This is a genomic window from Bacillus sp. Au-Bac7 (assembly GCF_021341655.1).
Taxonomy (GTDB): Bacteria; Bacillota; Bacilli; order Bacillales; family Cytobacillaceae; genus Niallia.
Genome location: NZ_JAJTTG010000001.1, coordinates 1 through 19840 on the forward strand (window position 1 = coordinate 1; position 19840 = coordinate 19840).

Annotated in this window: 24 protein-coding genes and 1 other annotated feature; of the genes, 20 read left to right on the forward strand and 4 right to left on the reverse strand. The window is 40.1% G+C overall.

All coding sequences use genetic code 11. From position 1 onward, the window contains the following. The 6 genes from LXM54_RS00005 to minD all read left to right on the forward strand — a co-directional run. A partial coding sequence (locus tag LXM54_RS00005; protein WP_325169551.1) for a JAB domain-containing protein occupies positions 1-141 on the forward strand: 141 nt, incomplete at its 5' end. Between the two features lie 154 nt (positions 142-295). Continuing rightward, on the forward strand, positions 296-1318 hold the full coding sequence (locus LXM54_RS00010; RefSeq protein WP_233313003.1) for a rod shape-determining protein: 1023 nt from the start codon (positions 296-298) through the stop codon (positions 1316-1318). Positions 1319-1339: 21 nt separating this feature from the next. After that, positions 1340-2218, forward strand: a complete 879-nt coding sequence (gene mreC / locus LXM54_RS00015) for a rod shape-determining protein MreC (RefSeq protein ID WP_233313004.1) — start codon at positions 1340-1342, stop codon at positions 2216-2218. Further along, the gene (mreD, locus tag LXM54_RS00020) at positions 2215-2727 is read left to right on the forward strand and encodes a rod shape-determining protein MreD (RefSeq protein WP_233313005.1); all 513 of its coding nucleotides are present in this window, start codon (positions 2215-2217) and stop codon (positions 2725-2727) included. Before mreC ends, mreD begins: the two co-directional genes overlap by 4 nt. Positions 2728-2959: 232 nt before the next feature. Next, complete coding sequence (minC, locus tag LXM54_RS00025; RefSeq protein ID WP_233313006.1) at positions 2960-3646, forward strand: septum site-determining protein MinC; 687 nt, start codon at positions 2960-2962, stop codon at positions 3644-3646. Continuing rightward, positions 3639-4442 carry a septum site-determining protein MinD gene (gene minD / locus LXM54_RS00030; RefSeq protein WP_233313007.1) on the forward strand — a complete coding sequence of 268 codons (804 nt, stop codon included), beginning with the start codon at positions 3639-3641 and terminating at the stop codon, positions 4440-4442. Before minC ends, minD begins: the two co-directional genes overlap by 8 nt. Before the next feature lie 72 nt (positions 4443-4514). Here minD and LXM54_RS00035 read toward each other — a convergent pair whose 3' ends face one another. The 3 genes from LXM54_RS00035 to LXM54_RS00045 form a co-directional block, all read right to left on the reverse strand. Continuing rightward, the gene (locus LXM54_RS00035) at positions 4515-4829 is read right to left on the reverse strand and encodes a DUF3892 domain-containing protein (protein ID WP_233313008.1); all 315 of its coding nucleotides are present in this window, start codon (positions 4827-4829) and stop codon (positions 4515-4517) included. A gap of 101 nt (positions 4830-4930) precedes the next feature. After that, positions 4931-5302, reverse strand: coding sequence for an iron chaperone (locus tag LXM54_RS00040; RefSeq protein ID WP_233313009.1), 372 nt, complete (start codon positions 5300-5302; stop codon positions 4931-4933). Between the two features lie 76 nt (positions 5303-5378). Beyond that, positions 5379-5990: a DedA family protein gene (locus tag LXM54_RS00045; RefSeq protein ID WP_233313010.1), complete on the reverse strand. Its 612-nt coding sequence runs from the start codon at positions 5988-5990 to the stop codon at positions 5379-5381. Positions 5991-6232: 242 nt separating this feature from the next. Here LXM54_RS00045 and LXM54_RS00050 point away from each other — a divergent pair, with 242 nt between their 5' ends. From LXM54_RS00050 to pheA, 10 genes are all read left to right on the forward strand, one after another. Further along, a complete protein-coding gene (locus LXM54_RS00050) occupies positions 6233-7009 on the forward strand; it encodes a M23 family metallopeptidase (protein ID WP_233313011.1) in 777 nt (258 codons plus the stop codon). Continuing rightward, positions 7002-7862 carry a M50 family metallopeptidase gene (locus LXM54_RS00055; protein WP_233313012.1) on the forward strand — a complete coding sequence of 287 codons (861 nt, stop codon included), beginning with the start codon at positions 7002-7004 and terminating at the stop codon, positions 7860-7862. The genes LXM54_RS00050 and LXM54_RS00055 overlap by 8 nt, the downstream gene beginning before the upstream one ends. Before the next feature lie 8 nt (positions 7863-7870). Further along, positions 7871-9412 (forward strand): Rne/Rng family ribonuclease, encoded by a 1542-nt coding sequence (locus LXM54_RS00060; RefSeq protein WP_233313013.1) that lies wholly within the window; start codon positions 7871-7873, stop codon positions 9410-9412. A gap of 75 nt (positions 9413-9487) precedes the next feature. Continuing rightward, positions 9488-9570, forward strand: a sequence feature (ribosomal protein L21 leader region). Between the two features lie 15 nt (positions 9571-9585). Then, positions 9586-9894, forward strand: coding sequence for a 50S ribosomal protein L21 (rplU, locus tag LXM54_RS00065; protein WP_127737291.1), 309 nt, complete (start codon positions 9586-9588; stop codon positions 9892-9894). A 9-nt stretch (positions 9895-9903) separates the two neighbouring features. Continuing rightward, positions 9904-10236, forward strand: a complete 333-nt coding sequence (locus LXM54_RS00070; RefSeq protein ID WP_233313014.1) for a ribosomal-processing cysteine protease Prp — start codon at positions 9904-9906, stop codon at positions 10234-10236. A gap of 16 nt (positions 10237-10252) precedes the next feature. Next, a complete protein-coding gene (rpmA, locus tag LXM54_RS00075; protein ID WP_016201696.1) occupies positions 10253-10543 on the forward strand; it encodes a 50S ribosomal protein L27 in 291 nt (96 codons plus the stop codon). 213 nt (positions 10544-10756) lie between these two features. After that, the gene (locus tag LXM54_RS00080) at positions 10757-11299 is read left to right on the forward strand and encodes a Spo0B C-terminal domain-containing protein (RefSeq protein ID WP_233313015.1); all 543 of its coding nucleotides are present in this window, start codon (positions 10757-10759) and stop codon (positions 11297-11299) included. A 64-nt stretch (positions 11300-11363) separates the two neighbouring features. Further along, positions 11364-12653, forward strand: coding sequence for a GTPase ObgE (gene obgE, locus LXM54_RS00085; RefSeq protein ID WP_233313016.1), 1290 nt, complete (start codon positions 11364-11366; stop codon positions 12651-12653). 93 nt (positions 12654-12746) lie between these two features. Further along, positions 12747-13202 carry an ACT domain-containing protein gene (locus LXM54_RS00090; protein ID WP_127737300.1) on the forward strand — a complete coding sequence of 152 codons (456 nt, stop codon included), beginning with the start codon at positions 12747-12749 and terminating at the stop codon, positions 13200-13202. 96 nt (positions 13203-13298) lie between these two features. Further along, positions 13299-14156: a prephenate dehydratase gene (pheA, locus tag LXM54_RS00095; RefSeq protein ID WP_233313017.1), complete on the forward strand. Its 858-nt coding sequence runs from the start codon at positions 13299-13301 to the stop codon at positions 14154-14156. Positions 14157-14192: 36 nt separating this feature from the next. On the opposite strand, the gene LXM54_RS00100 is transcribed toward pheA, so the two are convergent. After that, positions 14193-14726, reverse strand: coding sequence for a transcription repressor NadR (locus LXM54_RS00100; RefSeq protein WP_233313018.1), 534 nt, complete (start codon positions 14724-14726; stop codon positions 14193-14195). Between the two features lie 297 nt (positions 14727-15023). Here LXM54_RS00100 and safA point away from each other — a divergent pair, with 297 nt between their 5' ends. From safA to LXM54_RS00120, 4 genes are all read left to right on the forward strand, one after another. Continuing rightward, positions 15024-16925: a SafA/ExsA family spore coat assembly protein gene (gene safA, locus LXM54_RS00105; RefSeq protein WP_233313019.1), complete on the forward strand. Its 1902-nt coding sequence runs from the start codon at positions 15024-15026 to the stop codon at positions 16923-16925. Further along, a complete protein-coding gene (locus LXM54_RS00110; protein WP_233313020.1) occupies positions 16915-17895 on the forward strand; it encodes a phosphotransferase in 981 nt (326 codons plus the stop codon). The genes safA and LXM54_RS00110 overlap by 11 nt, the downstream gene beginning before the upstream one ends. Positions 17896-18017: 122 nt before the next feature. Further along, positions 18018-18638, forward strand: a complete 621-nt coding sequence (locus LXM54_RS00115) for a YhcN/YlaJ family sporulation lipoprotein (protein WP_233313021.1) — start codon at positions 18018-18020, stop codon at positions 18636-18638. Between the two features lie 244 nt (positions 18639-18882). Beyond that, positions 18883-19788 carry an NAD-dependent epimerase/dehydratase family protein gene (locus LXM54_RS00120; protein WP_233313022.1) on the forward strand — a complete coding sequence of 302 codons (906 nt, stop codon included), beginning with the start codon at positions 18883-18885 and terminating at the stop codon, positions 19786-19788. Positions 19789-19840 lie beyond the last annotated feature (52 nt).

The window sequence follows — 19840 nt, forward strand, 5'->3', positions numbered from 1 at the left end:
AAAGTTTCTCCAAGCAGGGAGGATGTGGAGGTAACAAGGAGACTGGCGGAAAGCGGAAAAATCATCGGGATAGATTTGCTCGATCATATCATTATTGGGGAAAATAAATTTGTTAGTCTAAAGGAAAAAGGATATATATGAGACTGTTCTTTTATCCATATTTAAGATATAATATTGTTTATGATTTTTTTGCCTAAATATGTCTGAATATGACAAAAAATATATGATTATGATAACAAGGAGAAAATCTACCTGCTTAAAAAATAGCATTTAGTTTCAGAAAGGGAGATACAATATGTTTGGAATTGGAACAAGAGACCTTGGAATTGATTTAGGAACAGCGAACACATTAGTTTATGTAAAAGGGAAGGGGATTGTTGTAAGAGAGCCATCTGTTGTCGCACTGCAAACAGATACGAAAAGCATCGTTGCAGTCGGAAATGATGCAAAGAACATGATCGGAAGAACACCTGGAAATGTGGTTGCACTTCGACCAATGAAAGATGGAGTTATTGCTGATTACGAAACAACAGCTACAATGATGAAGTACTATATTAAACAAGCTACAAAAAACAAAGGGTATTTCTCTGGAAAACCTTATGTGATGGTTTGTGTGCCTTCAGGCATCACAGCAGTAGAAGAAAGGGCTGTTATCGACGCGACACGCCAAGCGGGAGCCCGAGATGCATATACAATCGAAGAGCCGTTTGCAGCAGCGATTGGAGCTAACCTTCCTGTATGGGAGCCGACAGGTAGCATGGTTGTTGACATTGGTGGAGGTACAACCGAAGTGGCAATCATTTCATTGGGTGGTATCGTAACAAGCCAATCAATCCGTATCGCCGGTGATGAAATGGACGATGCTATTGTGAATTATATCCGCAAAACATATAACTTGATGATCGGTGAAAGAACATCAGAAAGCATCAAAGTGGAAATCGGCAGTGCAGGCAGCCCGGGAGAAATGGAAAACATGGATATCCGCGGCCGAGACTTGCTGACAGGTCTTCCAAAAACAATCAAAATCACGGCAGAAGAAATTGCGATTGCCTTAAAAGACACAGTTGCAGCAATTGTGGACGCAGTGAAGGTAACATTGGAGAAAACTCCTCCAGAACTTGCAGCTGATATTATGGACAGAGGTATCGTCCTTACTGGAGGCGGTGCGCTTCTTCGCAACTTGGATAAGATTATCAGTGAAGAGACAAAAATGCCTGTCGTTATTGCAGAGGATCCACTAGATTGTGTGGCAACCGGAACTGGAAAAGCCCTTGATCACATCCATCTGTTCAAAAACAAAGCAAAAGATTCACGATAATTCCTTTAGAGGTGTTTTGTCATGCCACAGTTTTTTATGAATAAACGATTGATTATTTTGCTTGTTAGCATTATTATTCTCGTGGCATTGATAGGGTTTTCTTTGAGCCGTTCAAAGCTTACCTGGCCGGAACAGTTTATTAAAGACACGACCGGCTGGGTGCAAACCCTAGTTTCAAGGCCTGTCCACTATGTGGCAGGTGTCATTGATAATGTAAAAGACTTGCAAGATACATATCAAGAAAACAAAGAATTAAAAGCAAAGATAGAAGAGTATGGAGTTTTAAAAGCACAGGTGCAGGGTTTGCAAAAGGATAATGAAGAATTGCAGAAGATTGTCGACGAATATCCTTCTTTAAATGACAGTGGTTACCTAAAGGCAACAATCGTCAGCAGAGACCCTTACCAATGGAATGAACTGATTACGATTAACAGAGGGAAAAACGATGGCGTGGAAGCCGATATGGCTGTCATCACATCTGCAGGTTTAATCGGAAAGGTGAAATCTGTCAGTGCTAATACAGCCACTGTCCAGCTGTTAAGTTCGGAAGACCCTTCAAACAGAATCTCTGCCTATATACAAAAGGATGAGAACACAAAAGATAAAAATAAAAAAACATCTGTATTTGGATTAATCGAAGATTATGATAAAGAATCGAAAAACCTTATTATGACATGGGAGGAAGTTCCCGACGGTCTGAAAGTGAAAAAGGGACAAATCGTCTCCACATCAGGTCTTGGCGGAGTATTCCCACCTGATTTAGCAATCGGGAAAGTAGTCAAGGTTGAATCGGACGAATACGGGTTAGCGAAAAAGGCTTATATTGAGCCGTCAGCAGATTTTTATGATATTGAACATGTTCTTGTCGTAAAACGGGAGAGCGGCGAGGAAGACAAATGAGGAAGTTTCGGATCGGATGTCTAATTGCGTTAATGTTCATCCTCGAGAGCATCTTTGTCGAGCTGCTGCCTGGGGAAATTTTATCAAATAAAATTTTAGTGCCGCACTTTTTAATTATTACTATTTTCTTTTTCTCCATTTATGCAAACCGCAACTTGGCCATCATCTATGCATTTGTTTTTGGGTTGCTAGTAGATGTTGTGTATACGGAAGTACTTGGAATCTATTTTTTTGTATTTCCATTCACCATCTATTTGCTCAGCAAAATAATGAAGGTGCTGCATGCCAATTTGCTAGTGGTTTCCGTGATATCTTTATTGGGTATCAGCATATTAGAACTGATTGTATATGAAATGAACTTTCTTATTCATTTGACAAGCATGGAATTTGCTGACTTTCTTAAATTACGCCTTGTCCCAACGTTATTATTAAACGCGATTTTTCTTGTGATTGCAGCATACCCATATAAGCGTATTTTTGAAAAGTATGCTGGGGAAAGCAATGATTAATATTGCATGTTAATGGTACGGAAATAACCCTTTTTCATAAAGCGTTTTTTTGCTTTATGGGAAGGGATTTTTCTAGTATTGCCATCATTTAATGCCTATTTTTCAATTCTTCCTCACCATAAAAGAGGATTTTTATAATGTTTTGTCGAATATATAGCAGGAACAAGACTAATTTTTTTAGATAGACTTAATAAGGATCATTCCTTTTTCTAGCAGAGGTGAACATCTTGAAATGAAAAGAAAGCAGTTAGTAACCATTAAGGGGACAAAAAATGGCTTAAGCCTTCATCTCCATGATAACTGTTCCTATGAAGACATGATGAGGGAGCTTGATGGCAAGCTTCGTGAAAGCTCAAACATGCACGGGGAAAAGCAGAACATTACGGTTAATGTAGAGCTTGGCAATAGATACATAACAGAGGATCAGAAAGAAGAGCTGATTGAGGCGATTCAATCGAAGAAAAATCTCTCTGTCCAAGATATAAACAGCAATATTATCACAAAATCGGAAGCGGAAAAAATGGTTGAAGAGTCGGACATTGTATCCGTTGCCAGCATTGTCCGGTCGGGGCAAGTTTTGGAGGTTCCAGGTGATTTACTGCTGATAGGTGATGTCAATCCTGGCGGGAAAGTAGTAGCAGGAGGCAATATTTATATTATGGGAAGCTTGAAAGGTGTGGCACATGCAGGTGTCAATGGTAATGAGAAAGCGATTGTCGCAGCATCTGTCATGAGGCCCACACAGCTGCGAATTCATAACTTAATTACCCGTGCTCCTGATGAGTATCCTGCTGGTGAAAAGCGGGATATGGAATGCGCTTATGTCGATAACAGTGAAATAATGATTGATAGATTACAAGTGTTGACACACCTAAGGCCGAATTTGACAAAATTGGAAGGGGGACAAAATAATGGGTGAAGCTATCGTTGTAACGTCTGGAAAGGGTGGAGTCGGAAAAACCACCACATCAGCTAATATAGGAACTGCTCTTGCATTGCAAGGAAAAAGAGTGTGTTTAATAGATACAGATATAGGTCTTCGCAATCTTGATGTTGTAATGGGATTGGAAAATAGAATTATTTATGACTTGGTGGATGTTGTGGAGGAAAGATGCAAAATTCATCAAGCGCTGGTTAAAGATAAAAGATTTGATGATTTGCTTTATTTGCTTCCTGCTGCGCAAACAAGTGATAAAACAGCAGTTCAGCCAAAGCAAATGAAGGAGCTTGTCCTTAAATTAAAGCAGGATTATGATTATATAATCATCGATTGTCCGGCAGGGATTGAACAAGGCTATAAAAATGCCGTTGCAGGTGCGGATAAAGCGATCGTTGTTACAACACCGGAAGTATCGTCTGTCCGTGACGCTGACAGGGTTATTGGCCTTTTAGAAAAAGAAGATCATATTGAAAGACCGATGCTTGTTATTAACCGTATTAGAAATCATATGATGAAAAGCGGTGACATGCTTGACATCGATGAAGTAACTTCACATCTTTCCATTGATTTGCTTGGAATAGTAGCAGATGATGATGAAGTCATTAAAGCTTCAAACAGCGGCGAGCCAATCGCACTTAATCCGAACAGCAAATCATCCCTTGCATACCGCAGTATCGCAAGAAGAATTTTAGGGGAAACTGTACCGCTTCAGCACTTAGAAGAAGAATCAAAAGGTGTATTTGCCCGCATTAAAATGTTCTTTGGCGCAAAATAATAAGCTTGCCGACAAACTTAGTTTGTCGGCAGTTTTTTTATTTAGACAATAGCAACTTACAATCATCAGCTGTTAAAAGGAAGGTAACTGATCTAAATTATTTTCCTTAATACCATCAGGTTCACTGCGTATAATATCCCTGCCATACTTATGAAACACGTCGACATGAGCTAACTTTCCTGCTTTTGCTTCATCCAGAGCAGTAAGGTAATCTAATTCTCTTCCGCTGCTTGTTTTAAAAGCGATAATATCATCATCGTCATTCTTCCGAACAGCTACTATTTGTTCTACTCCCGCATTAATCTCTTCAACAACTTCTAATTGGGCTTGTTCTTCTCCTTGGTGTTTATATTCTTTATAAATTTGTTGAAAGTCTTTATTATCCATTAACCCACCTCCAAAACATTCTATTATTATGACCTTCAAGCTATCGTTTTATGAATCCGAATAAGAGCAAAATAAAAACAGCTTTACTCAAAGCTGTTTCATTATTTCCGCCAAAAAGTTGTGCAGTCCGCTTTATCAGCAATATTAAATTCAATTAGTTTTTCAAGCAATGAGTAATCAACTGGACTATCCCACTTCATGCGTATTAATTGGTTTGTGTGATCATAGCCAGACTCTTTAATGTCGTTTGTAAACCGCTCGATAACAACCTTTTCAGGAGCTACCGCCATATGATGCTTTGCAATGCTGAAGCCGATTATAAATGTTTCATGATCCGTAAACATCGGCTGCTTCCATGCTACTTTGGGCACTAAATTTGGATATTTTTCTCCTACCCAATTTAATACTTCTTCTGTGCGCTCCCGATGCTGCGGGTTATCAATATTTGCTAAATATTCGGCGAAAACCTCCATGCTATTCCTCCTCTAAAGTATGTAATTAAATGGATGAATCTTGCCCCCTATTATTACTCAGGGGGCTGTTGCTTTCTTATGATTTTACAAGGCGTTTGCGAATATACAAGAATAGGAAAGCAATGATGGCAATCGCAATAATGGCATAAATGATGTTCGAGTAAATGTCCATATAGCCGACAATTGTTTCCCATGAATCACCTACAGCAGCTCCGATTCTAATCAGCACAAAGTTCCATATCAGTGTACCGAGGGAAGTCAATACAAGGAAGATGGCGAAGTTCATTTTTGCCATTCCTGCCGGCAAAGAAATCAAGCTTCTAATCAGCGGGATAAAACGGCAGAAAAAGACAGTCCAATACCCGTATTTTTCAAACCAGCCGTTTGCTTTATGTACGTCTTCTTTTGTCAGTCTTATAATATGTCCCCATTTATCTACTATACTCTCTATCTTTTCCATGTTTAATAGTGTTCCAACCCAATAAAGAATAACAGCACCAAGCACGGAACCGATTGTGGAGACTGCAACAACTCCTAATACTGTCATATCTGTATAGGTTGTCATGAAACCACCGAATGTCAGAATAATTTCGGACGGAATTGGAGGAAAGATATTTTCCAAAGTTATTAGTAATAGTATCCCGATGTAACCAAATTCCTCCATTGTGTGTGTAATCCAATTGTCCATGAAAGACCTCCTTCTAATTAACGATTATGTAAATTGACGTAAGACATTTACGAATCGCTTGCCTTAGCCATTGAATTCCATAAACAGTTACATTAATAATAACAAAATTGCTTGTGATAATGCCAACATTAACAGATAACTTCATGATTTTAGCTATAGAAAATTATGATTGTCCTGTCATACTCTGTTCAGCCTTTTCATAGAATGGGAGTATTAGGACAAGTGTTAGGGAGGAGAGATTTGTGAGTTCACGGGCAGATGAAATCCGAAGAAGAATCGAAAAGAGAAAGAAAGAACGAGAGAGAATGCAGAAAAATGTGGAGAGAAGGGTTCTTTGGAATGATGAGGAGGAATCTGGCGACCACAATACTTTCTATTTTGAAAACGATAAAAAAGAGGATGATTTTCATCCGCTGTTTCGGAAGGACTTATTTTTATTAAAAATCCTCGGTGCTGCTGTCCTGTTTTTAATAGTGGCAATTGTCGTGAGGAATCAATCTCCTGCCTTTCAAAAAGCTGAAACATCAATAAGGCAGGCAATGAATCAGGAGTTTAATTTTGCGTTTGTTTCTAATTGGTATGAGGATCAGTTTGGAAAGCCGCTTGCTTTTTTACCGTCAACTGCAGAGGATGACTCAACCGGAGAAGAACAATTACAGCAGTATGCCTTGTCGGCGTCTGGGAAAATCCTAGAGGACTTTGCTGACACAGGGCAGAGAGTGGCAATTGAAACAGGCATTGACACAAGCGTTCAGGCTTTGAATGAAGGAACAGTTACTTTTATCGGCGAGAAAGAGGGGTTCGGAAACACCGTGGTTATACAGCATAGTGACAAAAGTGAGTCATGGTATGGAAACTTAGAAGAAGTTGATGTGAATATTTATCAATCTGTCAAAAAGGGGAGCAAGGTTGGGTTAGCTTCCGGGTATGGAACAAATGAGACATTAGGCTTGTTCTACTTTGCGATTAAAAAAGACAATGATTTTATCGATCCTATACAGGTGATTGAGTTTGAATAAGTACCTCCGAGTATTTCAATCCATTTATATACATCCATTCTTATGGGCTGTTATTGGCATAGGCGTCATAACTGCCCATTTTTATGAATTATGTTTGCTGCTGTTCATCATTTTAGTTCATGAACTAGGACACGCAATGGCGGCTGCATCCTTCTCTTGGAGAATTAAACGGATTGCCCTGCTCCCCTTTGGCGGTGTGGCAGAAATGGATGAGCATGGAAACAGACCGTTGAAGGAGGAAGCAATCGTTACAGCAGCAGGTCCAATCCAGCATATATGGATGGTAGGTTTAGGTTATTTGCTTCATGAACAAGGCTTAATGTCTGAATATCTTTTTGACAGCTTTCTAGAATTTAACTTGATGATTTTCTGTTTTAATTTGCTGCCGATCTGGCCTTTGGACGGAGGGAAAATCCTGTTTTTGTTCTTATCTTTAAAGAAGTCATTTCCTGCTGCTCATAAATGGACGCTGCTTTTATCTCTTGCAGGCACTATGCTGTTTTTAGTTTGCGTCCTTTTATTTATGCCCGTCAATCTTAATGCCTGGATCATCCTTTTGTTTCTGTGGTTTTCTATTTTTTATGAATGGAAGCAAAGACGCTATATATTCTTGCGGTTTCTGCTGGAGAGATATTATGGCAAGACAAATGAACTTAGAAAGCTAATGCCGATAGAGGTGAAGGAAGAGGAGCTAGTATTTCATGTGCTAGAACGGTTCCATCGCGGCTGCAAGCATCCGATTATTCTGAAAAAAGGCAAGGTGAGTCACTCCTTAGATGAGAATGAAGTGCTTCATGCTTATTTTGCAGAAAAGCTAGTTACGGCAAAAATCGGGGATTTGCTCTACCGGTAAATAAAGAGATGTCTGGTACAATCCAGACATCTCTTTATGCTGCTTCCTTTCATCTAGCTATTTCAGGTACAATAGAAGAATCATGGAAAAAAAGGATGAATGTATTGAAAAAGGTGTTAGTGAATATGAAAACGAGGGAAAAGCGATTTGCTTATCTCCTTGATACTAGACTAGAAAGATTGTATATTCAGCAGCCCCAGCAAAAGTCAGCTGTTGGCAATATTTATGCGGGCTTCGTAACAAAGGTTATACCTGGCATGAATGCTGCATTTGTCGATATTGGAGAAGAAAAAAATTGCTATTTGCAAAAGGATAAGCTCAGCTCCTATTCTGCGGACGATAGGGCATTAGAAGATAAAAAAGGCAGGAGCATCTCCGCATATGTGAAACAGGGTGAAAAGCTGCTCGTTCAAGTTGTCAAAGATGCGACTGGTACGAAGGGGCCGAAGCTGACAGGCATCATTGAACTGCAGAAGGAAAACCTTGTTTATATGCCGCAAGGACGTTACATAGCTGTTTCAAAAAAAATCGCTGACCCCAAAAAGCAAAAGCAAATGCGGGCAATTGGCAAAAAACTGACATCAGCACCAGAAGGTCTCATTTTCCGAACAAGTGCTGCTGATATGCTAGAAGACCAGCTTGCAGCAGAAGTTGATAGTCTACGACAGGAGCATCTCCGCTTAATGCAGAAAGCTGCCAGCACAAAAAGGCCGGCATTGCTGTTAGAAAAGGATGATTTTACTAAAGAGCTGTTTCGGATTTTTGAGCAGATGGAATCTGGAGAGGTGTTTGTAGATGTTCCAGAAGAAGCAAAAGCATGGAGCACTGCATTTCCCCACTTAAAGTTCCACTATCATGCTGATAAAGAAAGTTTATTTTCTGCCTTTCACGTGGACAAAGATATTCAAGATGCCCTGAAGAGAGTTGTATGGCTTGATAAAGGTGCCTATCTTATTATTGATGAAACAGAGGCAGCGACAGTTATAGATGTCAATACAGGTAAATTTGAAGGTAAGCATGATTTAGAGCAGACGGCTTTTGAGGCAAACCGTTTTGCTGCAATAGAAGCGGCGAGACAGCTGAAAATCAGGGATCTTTCAGGGATTATCTTAATAGATTTTATTGATATGCCAAAGGAAAACCAAAAGAAAATTGAAGAAATCATCAAAAATGAGCTGCAGAAGGATAGCAGACAAACGCGTGTGGTCGGCTTTACAGAGCTTGGCATACTACAAATCACCCGCAAAAAAACAATCATTCCATTAGCGGAAGCAGTTAAGACTAAATGTCCAGTCTGTGATGGTACAGGCTCTGTCATGAGTGCAGAAAGTGTGGCATTTAAGCTTGAGCGTGAATTATGGGAATATCAAAGAAGTGACCATGAAATGGTTGAGATTCAAGCAGGAGCCGAGGTTATCAACGTGTTTGCAGGAGAGAACAATGTCCATTTAAAGCGTTTGGAAGAAGCAATCGGCCTTCATATACACTTGGTCGAAGAAGCCTTCGCTCTTCCTCATTATCATATTAAGTATATCGGTCCCAAAAAATAGAGAGCTAGAAACAAAAACGATTGATTGACAGTATCCAAAAATCATGATAGTATTTTAATGTTGTTTGTAGCACCCGCTACGCTACAACCGCTCGGAACAGGTATACATAAGACTTTGTTCATACAAAGCGCCTGTGATTGGCGAGTCTTAGTCTAACAAGGAGGTGCAGTTTAATGTACGCAATTATTGAAACAGGCGGAAAGCAAATCAAAGTTGAAGAAGGTCAAGCTATCTACATTGAGAAATTAAACAGTGAAGCTGGTGAGACAGTTACTTTCGACCGTGTTCTTTTCGTTGGCGGAGAAAATGTAAAAGTAGGAAGCCCAGTTGTTGAAGGAGCTACTGTTACAGCTAAAGTTGAAAAACAAGGCCGTCAAAAGAAAATCATCGTTTTCAAATACAAAGCGAAGAAAAACTATCATAAAAAGCAAGGTCATCGTCAACCGTACACTAAAGTTGTTATCGAAAAAATCAACGCGTAAGGTGTTTGTATGATCGATATTACGATTAACAAAACAGATTCAGGCTTGATTGAATCATTTACGATAAGCGGTCATGCCTTGTTTGCTAATCACGGGAATGATATTGTCTGCGCTGGAGTCTCAGCTGTCTCCATTGGAGCGATTAATGCTGTAATCTCCATTACAGGCATTACACCTGATATTGAGCAAGGCAAAGATGGGGGATTTTTGAGCTGCAGCATACCTGCACATATCGCGGAAGATACCCGAGAAAGAATTCAGCTTCTTTTAGAGGGTATGGTTGTTTCCTTAGAAACGATTGAACGTGATTATGGCAAGCATGTTGCTATCAAATATAATTAAATAGGAGGTGGAACGAATGTTAAGATTAGATCTTCAGTTTTTTGCATCGAAAAAAGGGGTAGGTTCTACAAAGAACGGTCGTGACTCCATTTCTAAACGTTTAGGTGCTAAACGTGCAGACGGTCAATTAGTAACTGGTGGAAGCATTCTTTACCGTCAACGCGGTACAAAAATCTATCCAGGAGTAAACGTTGGTCGTGGTGGCGATGATACACTATTCGCAAAAGTTGACGGAATCGTTAAATTTGAGCGTCTTGGTCGTGATCGCAAACAAGTTAGCGTATACCCAGTAGCACAAGAAGCATAAGTTTCTTATGAAAAGGCTGGCTCTTTTGGAGTCAGTCTTTTATTTTTTCATTCTATTTCAGCACTTAGACAGACAGCATTTATGCTCTCTGTCTAAGTGCTGAAAGAAAAGATTTGCATTTTTTTGCTATATTTTTACGTGTCGTTTCATTTTTTGTTATACTTACATACGAGAAAGTCTTCTGACACTAAATAACCGTGTAGGAGTACGATAATGAACAAAGACTGGGAAAGAATCGAATTTTTGAGACATGTACGCCATGATTGGCTGAATAAAATCCAATTGATTAAAGGAAATATGGCATTAAACAAAAAAGACCGCGTGGAAGAGATTATTGATGATATTATTTTGGAAGCGCAGCAGGAAGCAAAATTGTCCAATTTGGATATCCCTGCTTTTGCGACAAAAATACTGACTTCCAATTGGGAAAACTATTCATTCCGTCTGGAATACGAAGTGCTGAATGATGAAAAGTGTCGATACATAGAAGACTTGGCATTGACTGGCTGGACAAGCCGATTTTTTTCCATTTTGGATGGCAGCATTAAAAAATATCACGATAATCACCTTTCTGTGTCAATTGAGCCCCAATTGGCGGAAACCCGATTGTTTTTTGATTTTAGCGGAATAATAGAAGAGAAACAGCAGCTTATCCATTTTTTACAGGAAGAGCTGCAAGATGGTTTTTACGTGCAAAACAGTGAAATTTCAGATGAGGAATTAACGATAGAGCTGCTAATAAAGCAGCATCCATAAAATTCCCTACATTACTTGTATTTCGATTCATAGGCATACTGCCTAACTAGGAGGAAGTTGTAAAATGTTTGTTGATCAGGTCAAGATATACGTGAAAGGCGGAGACGGCGGAAATGGAATGGTTGCCTTTCGCAGAGAGAAATATGTTCCTAAAGGCGGACCAGCTGGCGGAGACGGCGGTAACGGCGCAGATGTAATTTTTGAAGTGGAAGAAGGCTTGCGTACATTGATGGATTTCCGTTATAAGCGCCACTTTAAGGCACCCCGCGGAGAGCATGGAATGAGCAAAAACCAGCACGGCAAAAACTCTAAGGATATGATTGTTAAGGTTCCACCGGGCACAGTCGTTGCTGATGCGGAAACAGGAGAAACAATTGCTGATTTGACGAAGCACGGCCAGCAGGCTGTAATTGCCCGCGGCGGACGCGGCGGACGAGGTAACTCACGCTTTGCAAGCCCGTCAAATCCAGCTCCAGAGCTTTCTGAAAACGGCGAGCCGGGACAAGAGCGTGAAGTTACATTAGAGCTTAAAGTATTGGCAGACGTAGGGCTTGTTGGCTTTCCAAGTGTCGGAAAATCAACATTGCTTTCTGTTGTGTCTGCAGCAAAGCCGAAAATCGCTGATTATCATTTCACGACAATCGTCCCAAATTTAGGGATGGTAGAAACAGAAGATAGCAGAAGCTTTGTTATGGCTGATTTGCCAGGACTGATTGAAGGTGCACACTCTGGTGTCGGCCTAGGTCACCAGTTCTTGCGCCATATTGAGCGCACAAGAGTTATTGTCCATGTTGTCGACATGGCGGCAATTGAAGGCAGAGATCCTTTCGAAGATTATATTACGATCAATAAGGAGCTCCAGGAATACAATATGCGTCTTTTAGAAAGACCGCAAATTATTGTAGCTAATAAAATGGACATGCCGGATGCAGAAGAGAACTTGAAGGTCTTCAAGGAAAAACTCGAAGAGGATTATCCAATCTTCCCAGTATCTGCCTTAACGAGAACAGGTTTACGTGATTTGCTGTTTGCAGTAGCTGATAAGTTAGAGCACACACCAGAATTTCCGCTTGAGGAAGTCGAGGAAGAGGCTGGAGTTCACCGCGTATTGTATAAGCATGAAGCAGATGAGCGTCAGTTCTTTATTTCTAGAGACTCTGACGGAAGCTTTGTCCTTACTGGGGAAGGAATTGAAAAGCTGTTCAAGATGACTGACTTCTCTAGAGATGAATCTGTGAACAGATTTGCTCGCCAGTTGAGAGGTATGGGTGTGGATGAAGAGCTAAGACAGCGCGGTGCTAAGGATGGAGACATCGTTAAATTAATGGATTATGAATTCGAGTTCATTGATTAATTTTTCCTTTAAGTTATGTAATAAACTAAATTTGCTGACTCCATGGGAATCTTCCCATGGAGGTTTCCCTTTAGCTTAAGAGAGGTTGAGCGAATGAAACAGAATAAGTTGGACCAGCGTTTTTTTCTTGTCCGTGAGGATGTTCTTTCAGAGGCGATGAAGAAAACATTGGAAGCAAAGGAATTGCTGGAACGGGGCAAGGCAGAATCTGTTTTTGATGCAGTTCAAAAAGTCGATTTAAGCAGAAGTGCCTTTTATAAGTACAGAGATACAATTTTCCCCTTTCATACAGTCGTGAAGGAACGTCTGATTACGTTATTCTTTTATATTGAGGATCGTTCAGGTACGCTTTCTAAACTGTTGAATGTTGTTGCATCAGGAGGATGCAATGTATTGACAATCCATCAGACTATACCGCTGCAGGGACGGGCAAATGTGACCCTTTCCTTAAATACAGCTGAAATGGAAATATCCATTGATGCATTACTCGAAAGACTGCGAATGCTTGAGTTTGTCGAGAAAGTGGAAGTTTTAAGCTCAGGAGCATAATCTGCTCCCTTTTTCTTTTTTGAAAAAAGATGCATTTATACAATGAGAATTCAGAATTATACATAAATAGTGCTTTTAAGTTGGAGGAGAAGGAAATTGAAAGTAGGGTATCTAGGACCGAAAGCAACATTTACGAATATAGCAGTAAATAAAATGTTTCCAAATGCAGAGAAGCTTCCGTATATGACAATCCCGAATTGTATGGATGCTGTAATGAAAGGCGAAGTAGAGGCTGCTCTTGTGCCTGTTGAGAACACATTAGAAGGCTCTGTTAATATCACGCTGGATTATTTAATTCATGAGGTGGACATTCCGATTAAAGGAGAAATTACTGTTCCAATTAAACAGCATTTAATGGTGCATCCAAACTTTAAAGACCGTTGGAAAGATGCAGAGGTTGTATTCAGTCACTCCCATGCGATTGCCCAATGTCACCGGTTTTTGCATGCTGAATGGAATGGAATCAGATGTGAAAATACAACATCAACAGCAGCCGCAGCTCAATACATAAAGGAAAATCCCAACCTCGCTGCTGCATCAATCGGCAATGAATTGACTGCAGCTGAATATGGACTTGAAATAGTCAAACGGAATATCCATGATTTTGATAATAACCATACACGCTTTATCATTATTTCCAAAAAGGATACTGCCTTTCAACCGGTTGACTGCATTCATCTTGGCTATAAAACTAGCTTAATGGTCTCCCTTCCTGCCGATGAGTCTGGTGCTTTGCATCAAGTCTTGTCTGCATTCGCATGGCGCAAGCTGAACTTAGTTAAGATTGAATCAAGACCTACTAAGACTGGTCTTGGCAATTACTTCTTTATTATTGACATTGATCGGGAGCTTGATGATGTCCTCATCCCTGGTGCAATGTCCGAACTAGAAGCGATTGGCTGTGATGTAAAGCTGCTCGGATCATACCCGTTTTATGCAGGAGCAAAAAGTTAAGGAGCCCAAAATTGTTGGGCTCCCTTTTTAAATAAATTAGTCTTCTAGTCCAATTAAGAACCCGGCATTTCGCAATGCAGTTTCGGCATCAATAAGCGCCTCTTTAGAAGGAGCTGTTAATGTGTGTAAATGAATGCCGGACGTCAGCTGTGATAGATAGACAGCATTTGTGCTTTTAATCTTTTTCATAAATTGCTGTACTTCCTTCCGGTTTGACACAAGGATGGAGGCAGTTAAATCACCGTAAACAGGATGTTCGATTTTAACATCTTTTACTGTTACTCCAAAATCCACTATGATATTTAACTCTTCCTCTGTTTTTTCGGGAGGGTGGTTGCAGGCAATGATTTTTTCATGCAGCTCTGGTTTAGATTGCTGCAAATACAAATATCCTTGACTAGTGGCGATAATCGGTTCATTTTTTGCCTTCAGCAAGGTAATATCTCCGACAATAATCTGTCTGCTGACACTTGTCAGCCGTGACAGCTCGCTGCCTGTAAAAGGACGGTTATTTTCTTTAAGCAAGGATAGTATAAAGCTTCTTCTTTCCTCTCCAAGCATTTTTTCCATGTAATTCCTCCTTCATAATCTTTCTTAAATGGATATAAGCTTGCTATATATCGTTTTAAGGCATTTTAAATGATATTTTCAGGTATCTTGTCCTATTTTACCAAACTATTTGCTGTGACCGCCATCAATATCAATTTTTCCTTATAAACACTGATAATGCGGCAATATACTGTCAGGAACATTTCTAAAGACAGCACATAATTACTGAGAAAAGCGCATAAATTTTTCTGAAGAACAATAACACTTTTTCCGCGACAACATAGACTATATGGACATATGCATAGGAGGGAATCTATAGTGAAGATCCATATCGTACAAAAGGGGGATACTCTTTGGGAAATCGCCAAGAAGTATGGCGTTAACTTTGAAGAGTTAAAAATGTTAAATTCCCAGCTAAGTAATCCAGATATGATTATGCCCGGTATGAAAGTTAAAGTTCCGACTGCTGGAGGCAGTATAAAAAAAGAAGCGCCAATAGCAGGTATGAAGAAGGAGCAGCCAATCATAAAGGAACAGCCAATCATAAAGGAACAACCGATAGTGAAAGAGCAGCCAATCATAAAAGAACAGCCAATCATAAAAGAACAGCCTAAAAAAGAAATGCCGAAAAAAGAAAAACCGAAGGAAAAGCCGTATACTCCAAAAATGCCTACACCAATTATTCCAGAAATTGATATTCACAATTATTATTCCATGAATATGACAAATATTGATGTAGAAGTGGATATTGAAGAAAAACCTGTCCCGCCAAAGCCTGTAAATATTGTACCTGTAAAGGAAGAACCAAAGGCAGAGGTCTGTCCGCCGATTATTCCATATCAGCCATATTGTTATGAAATATCGCCAATGATGCCAGGTTCAGGCTTCCCGCCAGGTGTATGCATTCCAGAAGGAGTTCCGATGGATTATTATCCTGTCCAACATGCTAGCATGCCAGGGGCGATGCCGATGCAGGGAATCAAACATAAATGGGAAGAATCTTCATCTTCTTATGCGTCGCCATTCACACCAGCAGCACAACCGTTTCAACATGCAAATATTGGCACAAATCCAGTAGCTGGTCATAAAGAGATGCCAGTCCAGCAGCCGTTTCAACATGGACTTCAGCCAATGCACCATAATCACATGCACTCTTCTTATGATATGCATGAATCGTCTTCTGATTATGCAAATGTTGCTCCAGCATCATACCAAGCACCGGTTCAGCTTCCATATCAGGAGGATTGCGGCTGTGGCGGGCCTGCTGTGCCATACCCAGGTCAAGTTTATGGCAGTGACCAATTCGCTCCTGGTACAGCAGGAATGCAGCAAGGCTTTAATCCAGGAATGGGAATGGGTGGCGAAATGGCATTCGGAGGAATGCCAGGAACGCAACAAGGCTTCGATCCAGGAATGATGGGAGGCCAGCCACCATTTGGAGGAATGCCGGGCGGAGATCAATTCGCTGAAATGCCAGGAATGCAGCAAGGCTTTAACCCAGGAATGATGGGAGGCCAGCCGCCATTTGGAGGAATGCCGGGCGGAGACCAATTCGGAGGAATGCCAGGAACGCAGCAAGGCTTTAACCCAGGAATGATGGGAGGCCAGCCGCCATTTTCGGGAATGCCTGGCGGAGACCAATTCGGAGGAATGCCAGGAGGGCAGCAAGGCTTCAACCCAGGAATGATGGGAGGCCAGCCGCCATTTTCGGGAATGCCTGGCGGAGACCAATTCGGAGGAATGCCAGGAGGGCAGCAAGGCTTTAACCCAGGAATGATGGGAGGCCAGCCGCCATTTTCGGGAATGCCGGGTGGAGACCAATTCGGAGGAATGCCAGGAATGCAGCAAGGCTTCAACCCAGAAATGGGCGGCTTACCAATGACAGGAGGTCCAGGTTATCCATTTGGAGGTACAATGCCTGGTGGCTTTATGCAAGAACCACCATACCCCCAAGGTGCGCTAGGAAACGTGCCAATGCAAAACACTATGGGTGAGATGGGCACTGGAATGCCTGGGATGCAAGGAATGCCAAGCGGAACTGCAGGAGCTCGTGACGTAATGGGATCTCCTATATTTGGACCAGGCGGCAATGCTCCAATCTTTGCACCTCCATTTCAAGGAAATGGTCAGCCCCCATTAGTTCATCCGTATGGAATTAATGAGGTAACTCCATTTGGCATGCCTCGTTATTTAGACGAAAGCAGCGATTATGAAAATTAATAGTAGAGGAGACGATGATTCAGTCTATCGTCTCCTCGCTTTATTACAAAATAAGCTGCCTTATCCAGTAAAGGATTTGAAACGCATCCGCAAACAAGTATATTTGGTAGTGACAGATTATGCTTGGCTAATCCTTAAAGAGTTCCCAAGCTATAAAAAACTAAAAATCCAAGAGGCATTTACAAACTCGCTTCACTATGAAGGATTTCATGCAACCTATCGCTTCTTCTCTTTTGAACAAGATCCTATTATTATTGATAACCGAATATATGGCTGCATTGAATACATACCTGGAAGCCTTAAGCCTTTCTCCTATATGGATAAAGACAGCAGAAACGAGGCTTTATCGTTAATGGGCCATTATTATAATTGCACAGAAAGGCTAGTCGATACTTATCGATATATTTTGCCTGACTTTGATATTTTTGAAAAGTGGTCAGAAAGAGGTAACCAGTTTAAGCTAAACTTGCCTGTTGCCGCCCAATTTTTAAAAGGAGACATTCTCCAAGAATTAAATGGTTGGATAGATTGGTCTCTATATCATTTGGAAAGAGAAAGAGACAATATTAAAAACCAAAAAAAAGTGATTTTGCATGGAGATGTTGCACATCATAACTTTCACCGCGGCCTTAATGGAGAGCTGTATTTAATTGACTTTGACCTTATTAGTATTGGACCTAAAAGCATGGATTATTTACAATATGCCAATCGGATTTTGCCGCTAATTGGGTGGTCACATCATCAGCTTCAAAAAATAAGCTTGCTTCAGCCATTTTTAAATGAAAGATCCTTTTTAATTGGGCTTGCTTTTCCTACAGATGTACTGCGGGAATGGAACAGGATTATTAGACAAAACAAGCTTAATAATGAGCTGGCCAGAAACCATGTAGTAGAGCTTACAGAGCAGCAATTCTCCAAAAGAAGAAAATTTGTGCAAAAAATGATGAAGTTAGCAGACCGCTTTCAATAGCTTTCCCTATCTTGATTAAACGAAAATGCCTATACTTAACAGCATGAAAGGTTCCTGATTCGCAGAAAATAATTTTGAGCTTTATTTGCTCAAAATGAATTGTGAAAGGGAGTATGCGAAGGATGAAGTGGATGAAAGCGGCAGCTCCATTTACGCTGTCTCTCATGCTGTTGACAGGGTGCGCCAATACGGACCAGGATTTAAATAATAGTGAAAATGATATACCCCTAGGCTATTACTCAAACGAAAGACATGAAAAGGAGAGTACAGGGAATGCAAGGGTGTTAGGCAATCAAGATAATGACGGACCTTTGACAGAGGCAATGGACCACACCTTTGGATTAGAAGGGCAGCAAAACCGTGCTAATGCGAGCAATATAAATGATCAAACATCGCTTGGCAATAACGAGGAAAGCTACAATACAGAACTTGCAGACAAGATTAACAATGCTGCCTTAAAAGTAAAAAATGTAAAAGATGTTCGAACTGTTGTTTATAATGATAATGTGTTAGTGGCATTAGAAGTAAATAACAGAAAAACAATCACTACTACTAAAGCAGATGTCAGAAAAAATATAGGCAGTTATATAAAGGGAAAAGAAACATCCATTGTAACAGATAAAGGGATTTTTCTTAATATAGATAGTATTAATAAAGGAATTCGCAAACGTCTTCCTGAAAAAACGATAGACAGGAATAAACGTAATATTATTAAAAAAGCAGATCCAACAAGCAATTTATAAATAAAAAGCTGATTTTAAAAGAAGTTTCTTTTAAAGTCAGCTTTTTTTGTGAAAGTGAGATTTATTAATAAATGTTCTTAATTAATAACATTTTACAGGCAAAAGAGGCAATTGAATCTTATAATTGTTCGATATAATGAAAAAATACAAAGATTTTCCTTTCCATAATGAAATGTTTGCTTTATAATGAAAGAAACATTCGTTATAGAGAACAATTGAAGAACGTAAGGTGGAGGGACAAATCGTGAAGGTACTTGTGACTGGGGGAGCCAGCAATAGCATGGCATTTGAAGTGATCATGAAGCTTATAAAAAAGGGGATAGATGTAGTAATTGCCGATAACTGTGAATGGAAGTTCACATCTCCGTTCCACAGTAATATTACTTATTATCATACAGCGCTTGATAAGGAGCTTTTAACACCTATTTTACAAAAGGAAAAGGTAGAAGTTGCACTACATTTCAAAAGTGAACCTATCACATCAAATAAAATAAAAGACTCCTTCGACCAGTCGGAAGAGAATATTCACACAACGATGCATGTACTCGAAGCTTGTGCGGAAGCTAAAGTGAAAAAGGTGATTTTTCCTAGTACGATCTCTGTTTATGGCAATCAATCAGATGTGGCTGTGGAAGATTCATTTTTAGACCCTATTCTTTTTGAAGGCCTTTCGAAAAAAGTGGAAGAGAAATATGTCATGCATTATCACAAGCTTTACGGCTTGGACTTTTCTATTTTAAGGTTCGCTGATATATATGGAATAGATAATGGCGGATATATAGCAGAAAATATCGAGAGAGCAATAGATGGACATGCACCCCTTATCAATGGAACAGGACAAGAACTGCGAAACTTTCTTTATATCGATGATGCTGTCGATGCTATTTTAGCTGCTTTAACTAGTGGAGATAATCAGGTCATAAATATTGCAGCAGACTCTATGCACAGTTTGGAAGAAGCGGCGGTTTGTGTAAGTGAGACGGTTGGAACGTTAGAGCCGGTTTATGATAGAGAAGAGGAGACATTAGTTTCCACTTGCCCTGTATCGACTCATAAAGCAAAAGAACTATTAGGCTGGGAAGCAAAAATCCCGCTGTGGGAAGGGCTGCAAAAAACCTTAGAGAAAACCGAGGTAAGAAAGCATTTTTAAAGTTTGTTATTTTGTAAAGAAATTTATTCGCATGTTTTTAGATAATATGGTG